The following is a 16774-nucleotide window of genomic DNA, read 5'->3' on the forward strand; positions in this document are numbered from 1 at the left end:
TGCGTCCGGTCGTTCGCGTTTCAGAAAGAGGGGTTCAGGAAGAGGGGTGGCGGAGGATCACGTCTTCTTGCCCGGCTTCTTCTTGTTCTCCTCCTCCGTCCAGGGCAGGACGGCGGTGGCGGAGGTCTGCAGCACGGCGCGGTCGTTCTGGCGCAGGTCGATGGCCACGATGTCGCGGTCCAGGACCTGTCCCGTCGCGTCCATCTCCGCCAACTGGCGCAGCGCGGACGGCATGCGGGCTTCCGGCAGTTTCACCACGACACCGTTCTTCAGCTTGAGATCCCAGCGGCGGTCGCCGACCCAGGAGGCGGCGCTCACCTTTTCGCGCAGCGCCGGCACATTGTCGAGGGCCGCGAGCAGCTTCGGCACCTGCATCGGCGCGTTGGCGCCGACGACCTGCGGCAGCGTCTCGATCCGGCGGTTGCCGCGCCGCGCCAGCTCGGTCGCGTCGGCCAGCGGGCGGCCTTCGCGGTCGATGACGGTAAACTTGCGGTCGTGCTGCCAGATCGCCATCGGCTCCCGCTCCGTCAGGCGGACGAACAGGATGCCGGGCAGGTGGCGCTCGATGGAGGCCGAGGCGACCCAGGGCAGGCTCTCCAGCTTCTCCTTGGCATCGGACAGCGTGACGGCGAGGATCGGGTCGCCGCGCTGCACGCCGAGCACGCGCAGGATGGACGCCGGGTCGGTCTCGGTCCGGCCCTCGACCAGCACGTCGGCGATGGCGAAGCCGGCGGACGCGCTGGTCTGGATCAGGCTTTCCTGCAACGCCGCGGTGGTCTCGGCGAAGGTGCCGCGCTGCCACGCCGACACGGCCATGCCGGCGACGACCAGGACCGGCGTCAGCAGGATGGCCGCCTTGACCGCGGGGCGGGTCCAGCGCGGCCAGGCGCGGCGGCGGTTGCCTTTCTGGGCCGACTTCGCCATGGCGCGCGGCGGCACGGGCATGTCGTCGCGGCCCCGGTTCGCAGAGCCCCCGAAGCCGGCGCGGAACTGCGGATCGATGCTCAGTCGAGTTGACATGCGGCGTTCTCCACCATCCAAGCGACGAGAGCCCCGTAGGTGAGCCCCACGGCAGCGGCCTGTTCGGGAACCAGCGACAGCGGCGTCATGCCCGGCTGGTTGTTGATTTCCAGGAAAAAGAGTCCGTCGGTCCCACTTTTACGATCGTCCCAGCGGAAGTCGCTGCGCGAAACGCCGCGGCACCCCAGGGTCCGGTGGGCCAGGACCGCCAGCCTCTTGGCTTCTTCCGCGACATGCTCGGGAATCTGCGCGGGCACAGTATGAACGGCATGACCGGCGCTGTATTTAGCCGTGTAGTCATAGACCTGCGCCTCGAAGCGGATTTCCGTCACGGTCAGGGCGCGGCATTCGCCGTCCAGCCCGCCCATGACGCCGACGGTCAGTTCGCGGCCCGGGATGAACTCCTCCACCAGAGCGCGCTCGCCGAAGGTCCAGGCGTCGCCGACCGGGCTGTTCTGCCCCTCGCGCACCAGCGTGACCCCGACGGTCGAGCCTTCGTCCACCGGCTTGACGATGTAGGGGGCGGGCATCGGGTGGACGCCGCCGGTCAGCTCGCCCTTGGTGAGGACGAGGCCCTTGGGCGAGCGCACGCCGACCGGGGCGAGCAGCGCCTTGGTCATCGCCTTGTCCATGGCGACCGCGGCGGCGCGCACACCGGAATGGGTGTAGGGGATGCCGAGGAACTCCAGCACGCCCTGGATGGTCCCGTCCTCGCCGCCGCGCCCGTGCAGGGCGTTGAACACCGCGTCGGGGCGCGGGTCGGTCAGCGCACGCAGCAGCCCCTCCAGGTCGCGCTGCACGTCCACCGCGGTGACGCGGTAGCCTTCCTCTTCCAGCGCCTTGGCAACGCCGGCGCCGCTGACCAGCGACACCTCGCGCTCCGCCGACCAGCCGCCCATCAGGACGGCGACATGCTTCTTGTGGAGGGTGGTCATGCGGACGCTCCTTCGCGGGCCACGCCGACCCGCTTGATTTCCCATTCCAGCGTGACGCCGGAGGTCTCGAACACGCGGCGCCGGACCTCTTCGCCCAGCGCCTCCAGCTCCGCCGCGGTGGCGGCGCCCTGGTTGATGAGGAAGTTGCAGTGCTTCTCCGACACCTGCGCGCCGCCGATGGTCAGCCCACGGCAGCCGGCCTTGTCGATCAGCTCCCACGCCTTGTGGCCGGGCGGGTTCTTGAAGGTCGAGCCGCCGGTGCGCGAGCGGACCGGCTGGGTGTCGGCGCGCTTGCCGGAGATCTCCGCCATGCGTTGCGCGATCTCCGCCGGGTCGCCGGCCGTGCCGCGCAGGGTGGCGCCGGTGAAGATCACGTCCTCCGGCACTCCGGCGTGGCGGTAGGTGAAGCCCATGCCGGCGTTGTCGTAGGACACGCGCCCGCCCCGGCGGGTCACCCCCTGGGCGGAGACCAGCACGTCCTTGATCTCGTGCCCATAGGCGCCGCCGTTCATGCGCAGCGCGCCGCCGATGGTGCCGGGGATGCCCGACAGGAACTCCAGCCCGGCGACGCCGGCGTCGCGCGCCACAGCGGCGACGTTCAGGTCGAGCGCGGCCGCGCCGGCCTCCAGCGTCAGCCCGTCCGCCGCGATGCCGGCGAAGCCGCGGCCCAGCCGGATCACCACGCCGGGAATGCCGCCGTCGCGGATCAGCAGGTTGGAGGCGACGCCCAGCACCGTCACCGGCACGTCGTCCGGCAATTCGGCCAGGAAGCTCGCCAGATCGTCGGCGTCCTCCGGCCGGAACATGACCTCCGCCGGACCGCCGACGCGGAACCACGTCACGTTGGCCAGCGGCGCGTCGGCGGTCAGCCGTCCGCGGCAGGCGGGCATCCGGTCGATGAGGGAGGCGGTGGTGGCTGTCATCGGAGAACCCGTCACGCCTTGCCCGACAGCTTGTCCAGCTCGCCCGGCAGGGCGTTGGCCCACTGGGTGATGTTGCCCGCGCCCAGGCAGACCACGAGGTCGCCGGGCCGCGCGATCTCGCGGACCAGTTGCGGCAGCTCGTCCGGGCCGTGCAGGGCGAGCACCTGACGGTGGCCGTGCATGCGCAGCCCCTCGACGAGGCTGTCGCGGTTGACGTTCTCGATCGGCTGCTCCCCGGCGGCGTAGACGTCCGCCACGATCACCGCGTCGGCGTCGTTGAAGCAGGTGCAGAACTCCTCGAACAGGTTGGCGAGGCGCGAGTAGCGGTGCGGCTGGACGACGGCGATGGTGCGGCCGGTGCCGGCGGTGCGCGCGGCCTTCAGGACGGCGGCGATCTCCACCGGGTGGTGGCCGTAGTCGTCGATGACGGTGATGCCGTTCGATTCGCCGGTCTTGGTGAAGCGGCGCTTGACGCCCTGGAACTTCGCCATGCTGTCGCGCATCACCACGTCGGGCAGGCCCATCTCGTTGCCCACCGCGAAGCAGGCCAGCGAGTTCTGGACGTTGTGCGGCCCGTACATCGGCAGGCGGACGCCGATGATGGTCCGGCTCTCCCCGGTGTGGCGGTCGTCGATCACCACGTCGTACTCGGCGCCCTCGGTGCCCAGCCGCATGTTCACGGCGCGCACGTCGGCCTGCGGGCTGAAGCCGTAGGTGATGATGCGGCGGTCCGACACGCGCGGGATCATCGCCTGCACCTCCGGATGGTCGATGCACAGCGCGGCGAAGCCGTAGAAGGGGATGTTCTGGACGAAGCTGTCGAAGGCGGCCCGCATGTGGTCGAAGGTGCCGTAATAGTCCAGATGCTCCGGGTCCATGTTGGTGACCACGGCGATGCAGGCCGGCAGCTTGATGAAGGTGCCGTCGCTCTCGTCCGCCTCGACGACCATCCAGTCGCCCGAGCCCAGCCGCGTGTTGGTGCCGTAGGCGTTGATGATGCCGCCGTTGATGACCGTGGGGTCGAGGTTGGCGTGCTCCAGCATGTTGCCGACCATCGAGGTCGTCGTGGTCTTGCCATGGGTGCCGCCGATGGCGATGGCCCATTTCAGGCGCATCAGCTCGCCCAGCATCTCGGCGCGGCGGACGACCGGGACCAGGGCGGCGCGGGCGGCGACGACCTCCGGGTTGTCGCGCTTGACGGCGGAGGAGACGACGACGACCGCGGCCCCGGCGATGTTTTCCGCGCGGTGGCCGATGCTGATCTGGATGCCCAGCCCGCGCAGGCGCTTGACGTTGGCGCTCTCCGCCAGGTCGGAGCCCTGGACGGTGTAGCCGAGGTTGCGCAGCACTTCGGCGATGCCGCTCATGCCGATGCCGCCGATGCCGACGAAATGGATGGTGCCGATCGAGAGGGGGAGGGCGCGCATGTCTGGATTACTTTCCGCGGCGGAGCATCAGGCTGAGGGTGGCGTCCACGGCCATGTCGGACAGGCCGTAGGGAAGGGGCTGGGAACCGATCGTGACGTGCAGGCGGTCGCGCAGGAAACCGGCGCCGGCGCGCGGCAGCAGCGGGCAGTCGGGCCGGTTGCTCCAGGCGCCTTCGGTCCGCGTCATGTCCGCCGGCCAGTCGCCCAGAGGCCGGGACGAGGGGGGCCGGGACGAGCGGGGGCGTGCGATGGTGCTGCGCGTTGCCTTGTTCATTCCGCGGCTTCCTTGGTTCGGGCGTGGTTGGGGTTGGCGATCATGTCGAGCACGGCGTCGGCCAGCCGGCGCGCGGCGTCGGCCATGCCCCAGCCGTGGGCGGCCTGCGCCGCAGCGGTCAAGGCATCCGGCGACTCCAGCAGTTCCGTCAGGCGGGCGGCGAGCGCGTCGGCGGTGAAGTCCGGCTGCGGCATCAGCCAGGCGGCTCCGGCGGCGGCGAGCTGCCGCGCATTGGCCGTCTGGTGATCGTCCATGGCATGCGGATATGGCACAAGGATGGCCGGACGCCCGATGCAGGTCAGTTCGGCGATGGTCGAGGCGCCGGCCCGCGTGATGGCGAGGTGGCAGCCGGCCAGCCGGTCCGGCACGTCGCGGAAGAAGCTCTCCAGCTCCAGCCCGCCGAGGCCCATGCCGGCGTAAGAGCGGCGCGCGGTCTCCAGATCCTCGGGCCGGCATTGCTGCGCCAGATGGATGCGGGCGCGCAGCTCGGCGGGCAGCCGGCCCAGCGCCTCGGGGATCACTTCGGAGAAGACGCGCGCACCCTGGCTGCCGCCCATCACCAGGATGCGGACGGGTCCGCCGGGGGCGGTAACGGCGTAGGCGGCGTCGCGCTGGGCGGCGATGGCGGGGCGGACCGGGTTGCCGGTGCGGACGAGGCGCTGACGATGCTCCTCTTTCACCGAGGCGACCTCGGGGAAGGCGACGGCGATGCGGCGCGCGGCGGCGGCGAGCATCCGGTTGGCGCGGCCCAGCACGGCGTTCTGCTCGTGCAGCATCACCGGCACGCGGCCTTGCGCGGCGGCGTAGACCGTGGGGACGGAAGGGTAGCCGCCGAAACCGACGACCGCCGCCGGTTTCAGGTGGCGCATCAGCGCGTTGGCGCCGAGCAGGCCGAGGCCCATCTGCCACGCCGCGTTCATCTTGGCCAGCAGGCTGCCGCCGGGGGCGGCGGAGCGGATGCGGTGGACCGTCACCTCCGGCAGGCTGTCGCCGAAGGCCTGGCCGCGCTTGTCGGTGACCAGCGCCACCGCCTCGCCGCGGGCCAGCAACTCGCGCGCCAGCGCCTCCGCCGGGAAGAAGTGCCCGCCGGTGCCGCCGGCGGCCAGGATGATGGGGCGCTGTGTGGTGTCGGCCATCGTCGTCACTCCGCCGGGCCGAAGCGTTTGCGGGTCAACGCCAGCACCATGCCCATGCCGAAGCCCAGCGCCAGCAGCGAGGAGCCGCCGTAGGAGATGAAGGGCAGCGTCATGCCCTTGGTCGGCATCAGATGCAGGGCGGAGCCCATGTTGATCGCCGCCTGCAGGCCGAACTGGATCAGCAGGCCGCTCGCCGCCAGCAGCACGAAGTAGTTGGTGTCGTTGAACACCCGCGCGAAGCCGCGCAGCACGATGAAGGCGAACAGGATGATGATGATCAGGCAGAAGATCAGCCCCATCTCCTCGCCGGCGACGGCGAAGATGAAGTCGGCGTGGCTGTCCGGCAGCGAGTATTTCACCGTTCCCTGGCCGGGGCCGGTGCCCATCAGCCCGCCGTTGGCGAAGGCCTCCAGCGAGCGGCTGACCTGATAGGTGTCGCCGCTCGACGGGTCGAGGAAGCGGTTGATGCGGCTGTGGACGTGCGGCAGCGTGAAGTAGGCGCCGACGAGGCCGGCGACGCCCAGCACGCCCAGGCCGCCGACCAGCATGATGTTCAGCCCGGCCAGGAAGAACTGGGAAAACCACACCGCCGAGACCACCACCGTCATGCCCAGGTCGGGCTGCAGCAGCAGGCCGCCGACGGTGAGGCCGTAGAGCAGGATCGACAGGATCGTGCCGGGGAAGCCGGGGTTGGTGCGCGACAGCGAGAACAGCCACGCCCCGACCACCGCGAAGGCCGGCTTCACGAACTCCGACGGCTGGATCGACAGGCCGGGGATGTGAATCCAGCGCCGCGCGCCCTTGATCTCGACGCCGACGACCAGCGTCGCGTAGACCAGCGCCACCGCGATCAGGAAGACCACCAGCGCCGCCCGCCGCACGCCGCGCGGGCTGAGCAGCGAGACGCCGCACATGATGGCGACGCTGGGGATCAGCATCATCAGGTGACGTTCGACGAAGTAGAAGGTGTCCTGGATGCCGATGCGCTCCGCCACCGGCGGGCTGGCCGCGGTGATCAGGACCGTGCCGAGCGCCATCAGCACCGCCAGCGCGGCGAGCTGCCAGCGGTCGACCGTCCACCACCAGCGGCCGAAGATGGATTGGTCGGTGCGGTCGAAGGTCATCATCAGGCGCGGTCCCCCGGAACGGCGTTGCCTTCGAGGCGGTTCACGGCGTCGGCGAAGGCCTCGCCGCGCTTCTCGAAATTCGCGAACTGGTCCCAGGAGGCGCAGGCCGGCGACAGCAGCACGCAGGCGCCGGGCAGCGCCTCGGCCAGCGCCAGCTCCGCCGCGGCGTTGACCGCCACGTCCAGAGTGCCGCAGCGGGTGTGCGGGACCTTGTTGGCCTCCAGCCACGCCGCGAAGCGGTCCGACGCCTCGCCGATCAGGAAGGCGTGGCGGACGCGCGGCGCGTAGGCCTCCAGCCCGTCCAGCCCGGTCTCCTTCGCCTGACCGCCGAGGATCCAGTAGATCGGGTCGAAGGTGGCCAGCGCCTTTTCCGTGGCGTCGGCGTTGGTCGCCTTGCTGTCGTTGACGAAGCGCACGCCGTCGATGGTCCGCACCAACTGCTGGCGGTGGGCCAGACCAGGGAAGGTGGTCATGGCGGCGACGATGGCCGGGGTCGGCACGCCCGCCGCCTTACAGGCGGCATAGGCCGCGGCGGCGTTCTGCCAGTTGTGCGTGCCGAGCAGCGCCGGGAAGGCGGCCAGCTCGGCCACCCGCTCCGCGGCGCCAAAGGTGTCGTCGATCAGCCAGCCGTCCGCGGCGTAGACGCCGCCGGGCACTGGACCCAGGGCGGAGACCGGCCAGATCACCTGGTCGCCCTTGGCCTTCAGCTCCTCCCAGATCGCCCGGCAGGTCGGGTCGTCCACGCCGATCACCGCGGTGCGCGGCTTGGTCTGGCGGTGGAAGATCAGTTTCTTCGCGGCGACGTAGCCGTCCATGCCGCCGTGCCGGGCCAGATGGTCCGGCGTGACGTTGAGCAGCACCGCCACGTCGAAGGTGATCGAGTAGGTCAGCTCGAGCTGGTAGCTCGACATCTCCAGCACGTAGCTGCCGCCGGCTCCCACGGAGGGGAAGGTCAGCGCCGGGGTGCCCAGGTTGCCGCCCACCGCGATGCGCCGCCCGGCGGCTTCCATCACATGGCCGATCAGGGTCGTCGTCGTGGACTTCCCGTTGGTGCCGGTGATGCCGATGTAGGCCGAATCGCGCTCCGACCGGGCCAGCAGCTCGATGTCGCAGACCAGCTCGATGTTCGCGGCGCGGGCGCGCAGGGCGACCGGATGCGGCTTCGGGTGGGTGTGCGGGATGCCCGGCGACCAGACGATGGTGGTCAGCTCGGTCAGATCCGCCGTGGTCAGGTCGACGACCTTGTAGCCCTTGTCGAGCGCGGCCGCGCGGCTGGACTCGTTGTCGTCCCACACCCACACGTCGGCGCCGCTCCGGGTCAGCGCCTCCGCCGTGGCGAGGCCCGACTTGCCCAGCCCCATGACCGCCACCGGCAGTCCTTCCATGTAGAACAGGTTGATCATCGGGCGGCGACCCTCAGCGGAGCTTCAGCGTGGACAGGCCGACCAGGGCCAGGATGGAGGCGATGATCCAGAAGCGGATGACCACGGTGGACTCCGCCCACCCCTTCTTCTCGAAGTGATGGTGCAGGGGCGCCATGCGGAACACCCGCTTGCCGGTCAGCTTGAACGAGGCGACCTGGACGATCACCGACACGGTCTCCAGCACGAACAGGCCGCCGATGATCGCCAGCACGATCTCGTGCTTGGTGACCACGCTGACGGCTCCCAGCGCGCCGCCGAGGGCCAGCGAGCCGGTGTCGCCCATGAAGACCATGGCGGGGGGCGCGTTGTACCAGAGGAAACCGATCCCCGCACCGACCAGAGCCCCGCAGAAAACGGCAAGCTCACCAGCACCGGGCACATGGTGGATCTGGAGATAGTTGGCGAAGATCGCGTTGCCGGTGAGGTAGGCGATCAGGCCGAAGCAGCCCGCCGCGATCATCGTCGGCACGATGGCGAGGCCGTCCAGGCCGTCCGTCAGGTTCACCGCGTTCGACGCCCCGACCATGACGAAGGCGCCCACGGGGATGAAGAACCAGGAGAGCTGGATCAGGAAATCCTTGACGAAGGGCACGGCCAGACCGCCGGACAGCGGCGGCGCCGACACATACATGATGGCGGCGGCGGCGGAGACGCCGATGATGATCTCCCAGGTCAGGCGGAAGCGGCCCGACAGCCCCTTGGTGTTGCGCTTGGTCAGCTTCAGATAGTCGTCGCCGAAGCCGATCAGCCCGTAGCCGATCGTCACCAGCAGCACGATCCAGGTGTAGGCGTTGGTCAGGTCCACCCACAGCAGCGTGCTGATCGACACGGCGATCAGGATCATCAGGCCGCCCATGGTGGGCGTGCCCTTCTTCTTCATATGGCTTTCCGGCCCGTCGGAACGGATCGGCTGGCCCTCGCCCTGCTTGCGTTTCAGCCACGCGATCAGGCGCGGAAAGAACACGAAGCTGATGACGAGCGCCGTCAGCACCGCGCCGCCCGTCCGGAAGGTCAGATACCGGAACAGGTTGAACGGCGTGAAGACGTCCGCCAGGGGGAAGAGCAGGTTGTAGAGCATCGTGGAGCGGTCAGCCTTTGTGCCCGTGCGCCGCGGTCTGATCCGTGTCAGCCGCGGGCGAGGAGCCGTTGTTGTTCTTTTCGGTTTGTTTGTCGAGAGCGGACAGGGCGTCCACCACCGTCGCCATGCGGCTGCCCAGCGAACCCTTGATCAGCACCACGTCGCCGCCGCGCACCGCGCCGGCCAGGATGGGGGCCAACTCGGCGCTGGTTTCCGTCCAGGCGCCGCGCAGGGCGGCGGGCAGACGGTCGAACAGGGCGCGCATGTGCGGGCCGCAGGCGTAGACCGCGTCCACATGCGCGGCGCGCAGCGGTTCGGCCAGCGCGGCGTGCAGGGCGTCGGCGCGGTCGCCCAGCTCCCGCATGTCGCCCAGCACGGCGAGGCGCCGGCCGCCGGCGCCGGGGTCGATCCTGCCGAGCACCGCGAAGGTCGCCGTCATGGCGGCGGGGCTGGCGTTGTAGCTCTCGTCGATCAGAGTGAAGGCGCCCTGGGCGGCCTGGACGCGCTTGCGCGTGCCGCGGCCCTTGACCGGCGCGATGGTGGACAGTGCGCGGGCCGCCGCAGCGACGTCGGCGCCCAGCGCCTTGACCGCCAGCAGGACGGCGAGGCTGTTCATCACCCAGTGCTGGCCGGGCAAGGCCAGACAGTACTGGATACGCTCGCCCCGGATGATCGCGGTCACGGCGCTGCAGGTGGCGTGCAGCGAGCACTCCACCAGACGCGCATCGGCGTCGGCGTGGGAGCCGAAGCTCCAGATGCGGCTCAGCCCCTGGGTGCGCGCGGCGGCCAGCAGCCGCCCGAAATGCGGGTTGTCGCGGTTGAGGACGGCGACCCCGTTGGGGTTCATGCCCTCGAAGATCTCGGCCTTGGCGTCGGCGATCGCCTCGACGGAGTCGAAGAACTCCAGATGCGCCGCCTCGACCGTGATGATGACCGCGACGTCGGGCATCACCTGCCGCGACAAGGGGCCGAGTTCGCCGGCGTGGTTCATGCCCAGCTCGAACACGCCGAACTCGCTGTCCTCCGGCATGCGGGCCAGCGACAGGGGCACGCCCCAATGGTTGTTCAGGCTGCCTTCGGTGGCGAAGGTGCGGCCCTGCGCCGACAGGACGTGGCGCAGCGCCTCCTTGGTGCTGGTCTTGCCGACCGAGCCGGTGACGCCCACCACCCTGGCCTGGGTGCGCAGCCGCGCGACGTGGCCGAGATCGCCCAGCGCCGCCAGCGTGTCCTGCTCCACCGCCAGAAGGGAGGCGTCGCCCGGCACGCCCGGCGGCACGGTGCTGACCAGCGCCGCGGCGGCGCCGGCCTCCAGCGCCTTCGCCACGAAGTCGTGCCCGTCGAAGTTCGGCCCCTTGATGGCGACGAACAGGTCGCCCGGCGCCACCTTGCGGCTGTCGATGCTGACCCCGGTCGCCGCCCAGGAGCGCGTCGCCTGGCCGCTGGTTGCGGCGGCGGCGTCCTCGGCGGTCCACAGGACGGTCTTGGCCTCGCTCATGCTGCTCCAACCTCTGCCACGGCGGCTCGTGCCTCGGTCGCGTCGTCGAAGGGAAGGACCTCCGTCCCGACGATCTGACCATGCTCATGTCCCTTGCCGGCGATGACCAGGACGTCACCGGGCCGAAGGCTGCGGACGGCGGCGCGGATGGCCTCGCGCCGGTCGCCGATCTCCTCCAGGGCCGGGTGGCCCGCCAGGACCTCCTTGCGGATGGCCGCCGGCACCTCGGTGCGCGGGTTGTCGTCGGTGACGATGGCGCGGTCGGCCAGACGGCCGGCCAGCTCCCCCATCACCGGCCGCTTCCCGCGGTCGCGGTCGCCGCCGCACCCGAACACCGCGATCAGGCGGTTCCGGGCGTGCTGCTTCAGCGCCAGCAGCACCGTTTCCAGCGCGTCGGGCGTGTGGGCGAAATCGACATAGACCGCCGCCCCGCAGGGGTGGGTGGCGACGTGCTGCAGGCGTCCCGGCACGCCTTCCAGGCGGGTCAGGGTGGCCAGAGCCTCGTCACGGTCCGCGCCGGAGCCGATCACCAAGCCGAGCGCGCACAGCACGTTCCACGCCTGGAAGCGGCCCGCCAGCGGCAGGTCCACGGTGATGTCGCGGCCCAGGACCGTCAGGTCTAGGCGCTGGCCGTGGGCCAGCGGCTCGACCCCGTTCACCCGGATCTCGCGACCGGCCAGACCGTATCCGAAGACGCGGTGACCGCGCTGTGAACAAATCCCGGCAAGTTCGGCGAAGGTGCCGCTGTCGGCGTTCAGGACGGCGGTTCCCCCATCGGGCAACACCCGTCCGAACAGCATCGCCTTGGCCTGGAGATAGGCCTCCATCGTGCCGTGATAGTCCAGATGGTCACGGGTCAGGTTGGTGAAGCCCGCGGCCTTGAGGACCACGCCGTCGAGACGGAACTGCTCCAGCCCGTGGCTGGACGCCTCCATCGCCAGATGCTCGATCCCCTTGTCCTTGACGGCGGCGAGGTCGCGATGGAGCGACACCGGGTCCGGCGTGGTCATCCCGCCGTAATCGTCCAGCCCCGGCCCGATCAGCCCCAGCGTGCCCAGGCTGGCCGCCTTCAGGCCCATCAGGTCCCACATCTGGCGGGCGAACTGCACGGTGGAGGTCTTGCCGTTGGTCCCCGTCACCGCCACCACGGTGTCCGGCTGCCGCCCGTGAAAGGCGGCGGCGAGGCGCGCGAAGAGGCGGCGCGGCTGCTCGTCGGCGATCAGAATCGCGGCGCTGCCGGCGGGCAGGGCGGTCCCGACGGGCGCCACCACCGCGACGGCGCCCTTGGCGAGCGCGTCGGCGATGAAGGCGCGCCCGTCCGCCTTCACGCCGGGCAGGGCGGCAAAGACGAAACCGGGCCTGACCGCGCGGCTGTCCGCGGTCAACCCGGTCACATCGATGGCTGGCACTTCGACGGCGGACCCCTCGGCGGAGGAGGACGTCGCGTCAGCGCGGCTTGTTGCCAGCAGGTGGGACAGAAGCAACGGTGCTGCCTTTCGGTTGCGCGGGCGGAGGCGGCGGTGCGGGCGGGGTCGTCTGACCGGCGGTGTTGATGTAGGTGGCGTTGATGACCTCGGGGGAAGCCTCGTCCACCGGCTGGACGCCCAGCAGCGGGCCGATCTGCTTCACGATCCGGCCGACCGCGGGTGCGGCGACCCAGCCGCCGGTGGCGAAGCCGTAGGTCTTCTTGGTGCCCTTCGGCTCGTCCACCAGGACATAGACGATGTAGCGCGGGTCGTGCATCGGGAAGGCGCCGAGGAACGACGACATGCGGGAGTTCCGGACGTAGCTCCGGCCCTTCTGCTTCTCCGCCGTGCCGGTCTTGCCGCCGACGACGTAGCCCTTGGCGTTGGCCGACTTCGCCGTGCCGTCGGTGACCACGAAGCGGAACAGCCGGCGCATCATCGCCGAGGTCTTCGGGCTGATGACCTGCTCGCCCGGCACCTCGACCGCGGGGTCGCGCTTCAGCAGGGTGGGCGGGTGCAGCACGCCGCCGTTGATGATCGAGGCGGCGGCGTTGACCGTGTGCATCGGGCTGACCGACATGCCGTGGCCGAAGGAGATGGTCATGGTGTTGACCTCCCGCCACGGATTCGGCACCAGCGGCCAGCCGTTCTCCGGCAGCTCCAGCGAGGTCGGCCGGGTCATGCCCAGCTTGGTCATGAAGGACTTCTGGTGCTGCACGCCCAGCGACATGGCCATGCGCACCGAGCCCAGGTTCGACGATTCCTGGAACACCTCGGCCACCGTCAGGTTGTGGCGGAAGGGATGGTATTCGCGGATCGTGAAGCGGCCGACCTGGATGTTGTTGATCGTGTCGAAGGTGTCGGAGACGCGGATCTTGCCCGAATCCAGCGACATCGCCGTGTTGAAGATCTTGAAGGTGGAGCCCATCTCGTACACGCCGAGCGTCGCGCGGTTGAACAGCGTGTCCGGATCAAGTCCCGTGGGGTTGTGCGGGTCGAAATCGGGCAGCGAAACCATCGACATGACTTCGCCGTTGCGGACATCGTAAATGATGCCGGTGGCGCCGATGGCGCTGAATTCTTCGATCGTCGTCTGCAATTCCTTCTTCATGATGTGCTGAAGGCGCAGGTCGATCGAAAGCTGCAACGGCTTCGGGTCGGTGGTCAGCCGCTTGTTGAATTGCTGCTCCAGCCCGGCGAGGCCGTTGTTGTCCACGCCGGTGAAGCCGACCAGATGCGAGGTCAGGTTGGACGCCGGGTAGAAGCGGCGCTCCTCCCGTTCGAAATAGACGCCGGGCAGGCCGAGCCGGAACACCGCCGCCTGCTGTTTGGGCGTCAGGTTGCGCTTGATCCAGACGAACCGCTTGTCGCCGCTGATCTTGCTCAGCAGGTCCTTGTAGTCCAGCTCCGGCAGGACGGTGGTCAGCTTGCGCGCCACCTCGTCCGGGCGGCTGATCAGCTTCGGGTCGGCGTAGAGCGACTGCGTGGCGAGCGAGGTCGCCAGCAGGTTGCCGTTGCGGTCCACGATGTCGGCGCGGTTGACCGGCGGGGCGTCGACCTCCGCGGCCATGCGCGGGCGCGGTTCCGCCGCGTGGTTGAACAGGGTCGCGTCCACCAGCTTCACGCCGATGGCGGTAAAGACCACGGCGACCATGGCCGCGGTGACCATCAACCGGTTCCGGCTCTGCTCCAGCGCGACCGACAGCGACGTCCGCGGCTTGGAAGCCGGGGGCGGAACGCTGTAGGCGCCGTGCGCGGGATCGATGCCGGGCGGCGGAACGCTCATCGGTTGGCTCCGAGACGGGCGACGAGAAGACCGATGCTGTCATGCTGGGTCGGGGCGGCCTGGAGGCCGGCCTGCTGCGGCTGCGGACGGGCCGCGGGCGGCGGCGCCAGCGTCCGCGCGGTGACCGGCGGCTTGGTGGCGACCTCCGTCGGCTTGGTCGTCACCACCGGGGCCGGGGCCGACTTGGCGGCGGAGGGGAGCGGCGGGACTTTGGCCGAGGCCGGCACGATGGCCGAGGGCTTGATCGGGGCCGGCTTCATCGGCGAGGCCGAGGCCGGAATCACCACGCCGCCCTGAACGCCGCCCTGAACGATGGCGCCGCCGCCCACGACGCTGTCTCCCGTGGAGGCCGTCGCCACGTTCGGTGCCTTGCCCGGCGTCTGGTTGCGCACCATCGGCGGCAGCGGAGCTTCCTCCGGCGCGACGGTGGGGGAGGGGCGCATCGGGACGATGTTCATCGCCACGAACTGGCGCGCCTCGGTCGGCTGCAGCGCCAGATGCTCGCGCGACAGGGTCTCGAGACGGGTCGGGTCGTTCAGGAAGCTCCACTCGGCCTTCAGGACCTGGATGGCCTCCTGCTCCACCATGATCTTGCGGTTGAGCGAGCCCAGCTTTTCTTCCAGCTCCTGAACCTCGTAGCTGGTCTCGAACAGGACGAAGCCGGCGGCGGCGATCAGACCACCCCAGAAAAGTGCGGATTTGTATTTCATGCCGCCTCCTTGCCGGGCGCCGGATAGGCCGGCGCCGCCGTGCGTTCAGCCGCGCGCAGCCGGGCAGAGCGCGCGCGTGGGTTGCTGTGGGCTTCCTGGTCCGTCGGCACGATGGGCTTGCGCGACAGGAGCCGGAAGGATGGGGAACGCGCGTCCGCCGCAAGGCTCGGCGCGTGTCGGGACGGGGAGGGCGGGGGCGAGGAGCGTTCCTTCAGGAACGTCTTCACTTCCCGGTCCTCCAGCGAATGGAAGGAGACGACGGCGAGGCGGCCGCCGGGCTTCAGCAGCGATTCGGCGGCGGCGAGGCCGCGGCGCAGCTCGCCCAGCTCGTCGTTCACATGGATGCGCAGCGCCTGGAAGGTGCGGGTCGCCGGGTCGATGGCGTCGCCCTTCCCCTTCGGCACCACCGACCGCACCACGTCGGCCAGCTGCTTGGTGCGGGCGAAGGGGGTCTCCAGCCGTGCGGCGACGATGGCGCGGGCCACGCGGCGGGCCATGCGCTCCTCGCCGTAATGGAAGACGATGTCGGCCAGCTCATCCTGGGTGGCGGTGTTCACCACGTCGGCGGCGGTCGGCCCGTCGCGTCCCATCCGCATGTCGAGCGGGCCGTCGAATCGGAAGGAGAAGCCGCGCTCCGGCTCGTCGATCTGCGGGGAGGAGACGCCGATGTCCAGCGCCACGCCGTCCACCGATTCGACGCCGTGCTCGGCGAGCAGCCGGTCCATGTCGCCGAATCGGCCTTCGACGATCTCCAGCCGGCCCGGATAGGCGAGGGCGAGCTGGCGGCCGCGCGCGATGGCTTCTGGATCGCGGTCGATTCCCCAGACCCGGCAGTCGGCCCGGTCGAGAATCGCGCGGGAATAGCCGCCGGCGCCGAAGGTGCCGTCCACATAGACGCCGCCGTCGCGCGGGGAAAGCGCGTCCACGACCTCGTTCAGCAGCACGGAGATGTGGGGGGAGGCCGGGGCGGCGGGGGCGGGGGCGGGGGGCTTCACGATCATGCGCCCTCCCCTCCCCGGCCGGCGGCGGCGCGGGATGCCTTGGCGACGATCTGGCTCAGCGAAATGTCCTTGCGCACGACCTGGTCGCGCAGCGTCTGTTCATGGGCCTTGAGAGCGCCGGGCTCCCAGATCTGGAAGGTCTTGCGGCGGCCGATGAAGGCGGCTTCCTCGTCGATTCCGGCGAATTCGGCGAGTTCCTTGGGCAGGACGATCCGGCCTTCGGTGTCCAGCGAGACGGGGATCAGCTTGCCGAAGATGAAGGTCTCGATCATGTCGCGCTCGTCCGAATCCAGATCGGGGGATTCCAGGCTTTCGGACAGCACGTCGAGATAGTCCTGATCGGCGCCTTCCAGCGCCTGATGATTCAGCGAAGGCCAGAGATAGACGGTGCCGGGGGCCGACGTCTTGGCAAGCGACTGCCGGAACTGCGCCGGGATGGAGCAGCGGCCTTTCCTGTCAACTTTGTTGACGTATGTGGACAGGAAAATGGCCATCGGCCTGACGAACGCCCCCCTTATCCCGTTGCTGGTCTTCGCCGTCGCGAAGCCCTATCCGCTCTTGCCGCTGAACGCGCCCGGTTTGGCTACCTTGGTTGGGTAGTTCCCCCTCCGAACTGGGCTTTCATGGGATAGCATGGGACAGTTTGGGCGTCAACGCCCCCTCCAGTATTCATATGGTGCTGTCAAGACTTTTGGGGCGATGTGTTGCCAGCGTGCAAATAGGTGAACGGAATCGGCGAGAATCGGCAATATACCAGCGCGCTAATGAGCGATTACGCGGCGCTGCCCCACAGAGTTCGCGGGATGTTCCGTGAGACCCGCGAATGGTTCCCGCCATGTGGCTTTCCATAAGGGCGAATCGCATCCTACGAATGGTATAGCCTGCCGGGGTAACCTGCCGAGGCACGGCATGGGACAGCATGGGAATTTGCCCCACAGTTATCCACCGGCTGTGGATGAAGCTGGGGACATC

The 16774-nt window shown here is 69.7% G+C and carries 15 protein-coding genes; all 15 read right to left on the reverse strand.

Translation table 11 applies throughout. The features are described from left to right. Positions 1 to 57: 57 nt before the first annotated feature. From H0B54_RS02785 to H0B54_RS02855, 15 genes are read right to left on the reverse strand one after another with little or no spacing between them, the layout of a single operon-like run. Positions 58 to 1020, reverse strand: a complete 963-nt coding sequence (locus H0B54_RS02785) for a cell division protein FtsQ/DivIB (RefSeq protein ID WP_094301962.1) — start codon at positions 1018 to 1020, stop codon at positions 58 to 60. Then, positions 1005 to 1955, reverse strand: a complete 951-nt coding sequence (locus H0B54_RS02790) for a D-alanine--D-alanine ligase (protein WP_188259131.1) — start codon at positions 1953 to 1955, stop codon at positions 1005 to 1007. The genes H0B54_RS02785 and H0B54_RS02790 overlap by 16 nt, the downstream gene beginning before the upstream one ends. Beyond that, positions 1952 to 2878: a UDP-N-acetylmuramate dehydrogenase gene (murB, locus tag H0B54_RS02795; RefSeq protein ID WP_188259132.1), complete on the reverse strand. Its 927-nt coding sequence runs from the start codon at positions 2876 to 2878 to the stop codon at positions 1952 to 1954. The genes H0B54_RS02790 and murB overlap by 4 nt, the downstream gene beginning before the upstream one ends. Positions 2879 to 2889: 11 nt before the next feature. Then, a complete protein-coding gene (murC, locus tag H0B54_RS02800; RefSeq protein WP_188259133.1) occupies positions 2890 to 4305 on the reverse strand; it encodes a UDP-N-acetylmuramate--L-alanine ligase in 1416 nt (471 codons plus the stop codon). 7 nt (positions 4306 to 4312) lie between these two features. Beyond that, on the reverse strand, positions 4313 to 4579 hold the full coding sequence (locus tag H0B54_RS02805) for a hypothetical protein (RefSeq protein WP_188259134.1): 267 nt from the start codon (positions 4577 to 4579) through the stop codon (positions 4313 to 4315). Further along, entirely contained in the window at positions 4576 to 5715 is a 1140-nt protein-coding gene (gene murG, locus H0B54_RS02810) for an undecaprenyldiphospho-muramoylpentapeptide beta-N-acetylglucosaminyltransferase (protein WP_188259135.1), read from the reverse strand. The genes H0B54_RS02805 and murG overlap by 4 nt, the downstream gene beginning before the upstream one ends. A 5-nt stretch (positions 5716 to 5720) precedes the next feature. Next, on the reverse strand, positions 5721 to 6842 hold the full coding sequence (gene ftsW, locus H0B54_RS02815; protein WP_172428329.1) for a putative lipid II flippase FtsW: 1122 nt from the start codon (positions 6840 to 6842) through the stop codon (positions 5721 to 5723). After that, a complete protein-coding gene (gene murD, locus H0B54_RS02820; RefSeq protein ID WP_188259136.1) occupies positions 6842 to 8245 on the reverse strand; it encodes a UDP-N-acetylmuramoyl-L-alanine--D-glutamate ligase in 1404 nt (467 codons plus the stop codon). The genes ftsW and murD overlap by 1 nt, the downstream gene beginning before the upstream one ends. Positions 8246 to 8258: 13 nt before the next feature. Further along, a complete protein-coding gene (gene mraY / locus H0B54_RS02825) occupies positions 8259 to 9344 on the reverse strand; it encodes a phospho-N-acetylmuramoyl-pentapeptide-transferase (RefSeq protein WP_014241218.1) in 1086 nt (361 codons plus the stop codon). Between the two features lie 10 nt (positions 9345 to 9354). Further along, positions 9355 to 10839 carry a UDP-N-acetylmuramoylalanyl-D-glutamyl-2,6-diaminopimelate--D-alanyl-D-alanine ligase gene (locus H0B54_RS02830; RefSeq protein WP_188259137.1) on the reverse strand — a complete coding sequence of 495 codons (1485 nt, stop codon included), beginning with the start codon at positions 10837 to 10839 and terminating at the stop codon, positions 9355 to 9357. Then, positions 10836 to 12305, reverse strand: coding sequence for a UDP-N-acetylmuramoyl-L-alanyl-D-glutamate--2,6-diaminopimelate ligase (locus tag H0B54_RS02835; RefSeq protein WP_188259200.1), 1470 nt, complete (start codon positions 12303 to 12305; stop codon positions 10836 to 10838). The genes H0B54_RS02830 and H0B54_RS02835 overlap by 4 nt, the downstream gene beginning before the upstream one ends. Beyond that, positions 12286 to 14091, reverse strand: coding sequence for a peptidoglycan D,D-transpeptidase FtsI family protein (locus H0B54_RS02840; RefSeq protein ID WP_188259138.1), 1806 nt, complete (start codon positions 14089 to 14091; stop codon positions 12286 to 12288). Before H0B54_RS02840 ends, H0B54_RS02835 begins: the two co-directional genes overlap by 20 nt. Continuing rightward, positions 14088 to 14801 carry a cell division protein FtsL gene (gene ftsL / locus H0B54_RS02845; protein WP_188259139.1) on the reverse strand — a complete coding sequence of 238 codons (714 nt, stop codon included), beginning with the start codon at positions 14799 to 14801 and terminating at the stop codon, positions 14088 to 14090. The genes H0B54_RS02840 and ftsL overlap by 4 nt, the downstream gene beginning before the upstream one ends. Beyond that, on the reverse strand, positions 14798 to 15802 hold the full coding sequence (gene rsmH / locus H0B54_RS02850) for a 16S rRNA (cytosine(1402)-N(4))-methyltransferase RsmH (RefSeq protein WP_188259140.1): 1005 nt from the start codon (positions 15800 to 15802) through the stop codon (positions 14798 to 14800). The genes ftsL and rsmH overlap by 4 nt, the downstream gene beginning before the upstream one ends. Beyond that, on the reverse strand, positions 15799 to 16296 hold the full coding sequence (locus H0B54_RS02855) for a division/cell wall cluster transcriptional repressor MraZ (protein WP_038526524.1): 498 nt from the start codon (positions 16294 to 16296) through the stop codon (positions 15799 to 15801). The genes rsmH and H0B54_RS02855 overlap by 4 nt, the downstream gene beginning before the upstream one ends. Positions 16297 to 16774 lie beyond the last annotated feature (478 nt).

Source organism: Azospirillum tabaci, from assembly GCF_014596085.1.
Taxonomy (GTDB): domain Bacteria; phylum Pseudomonadota; class Alphaproteobacteria; order Azospirillales; family Azospirillaceae; genus Azospirillum; species Azospirillum tabaci.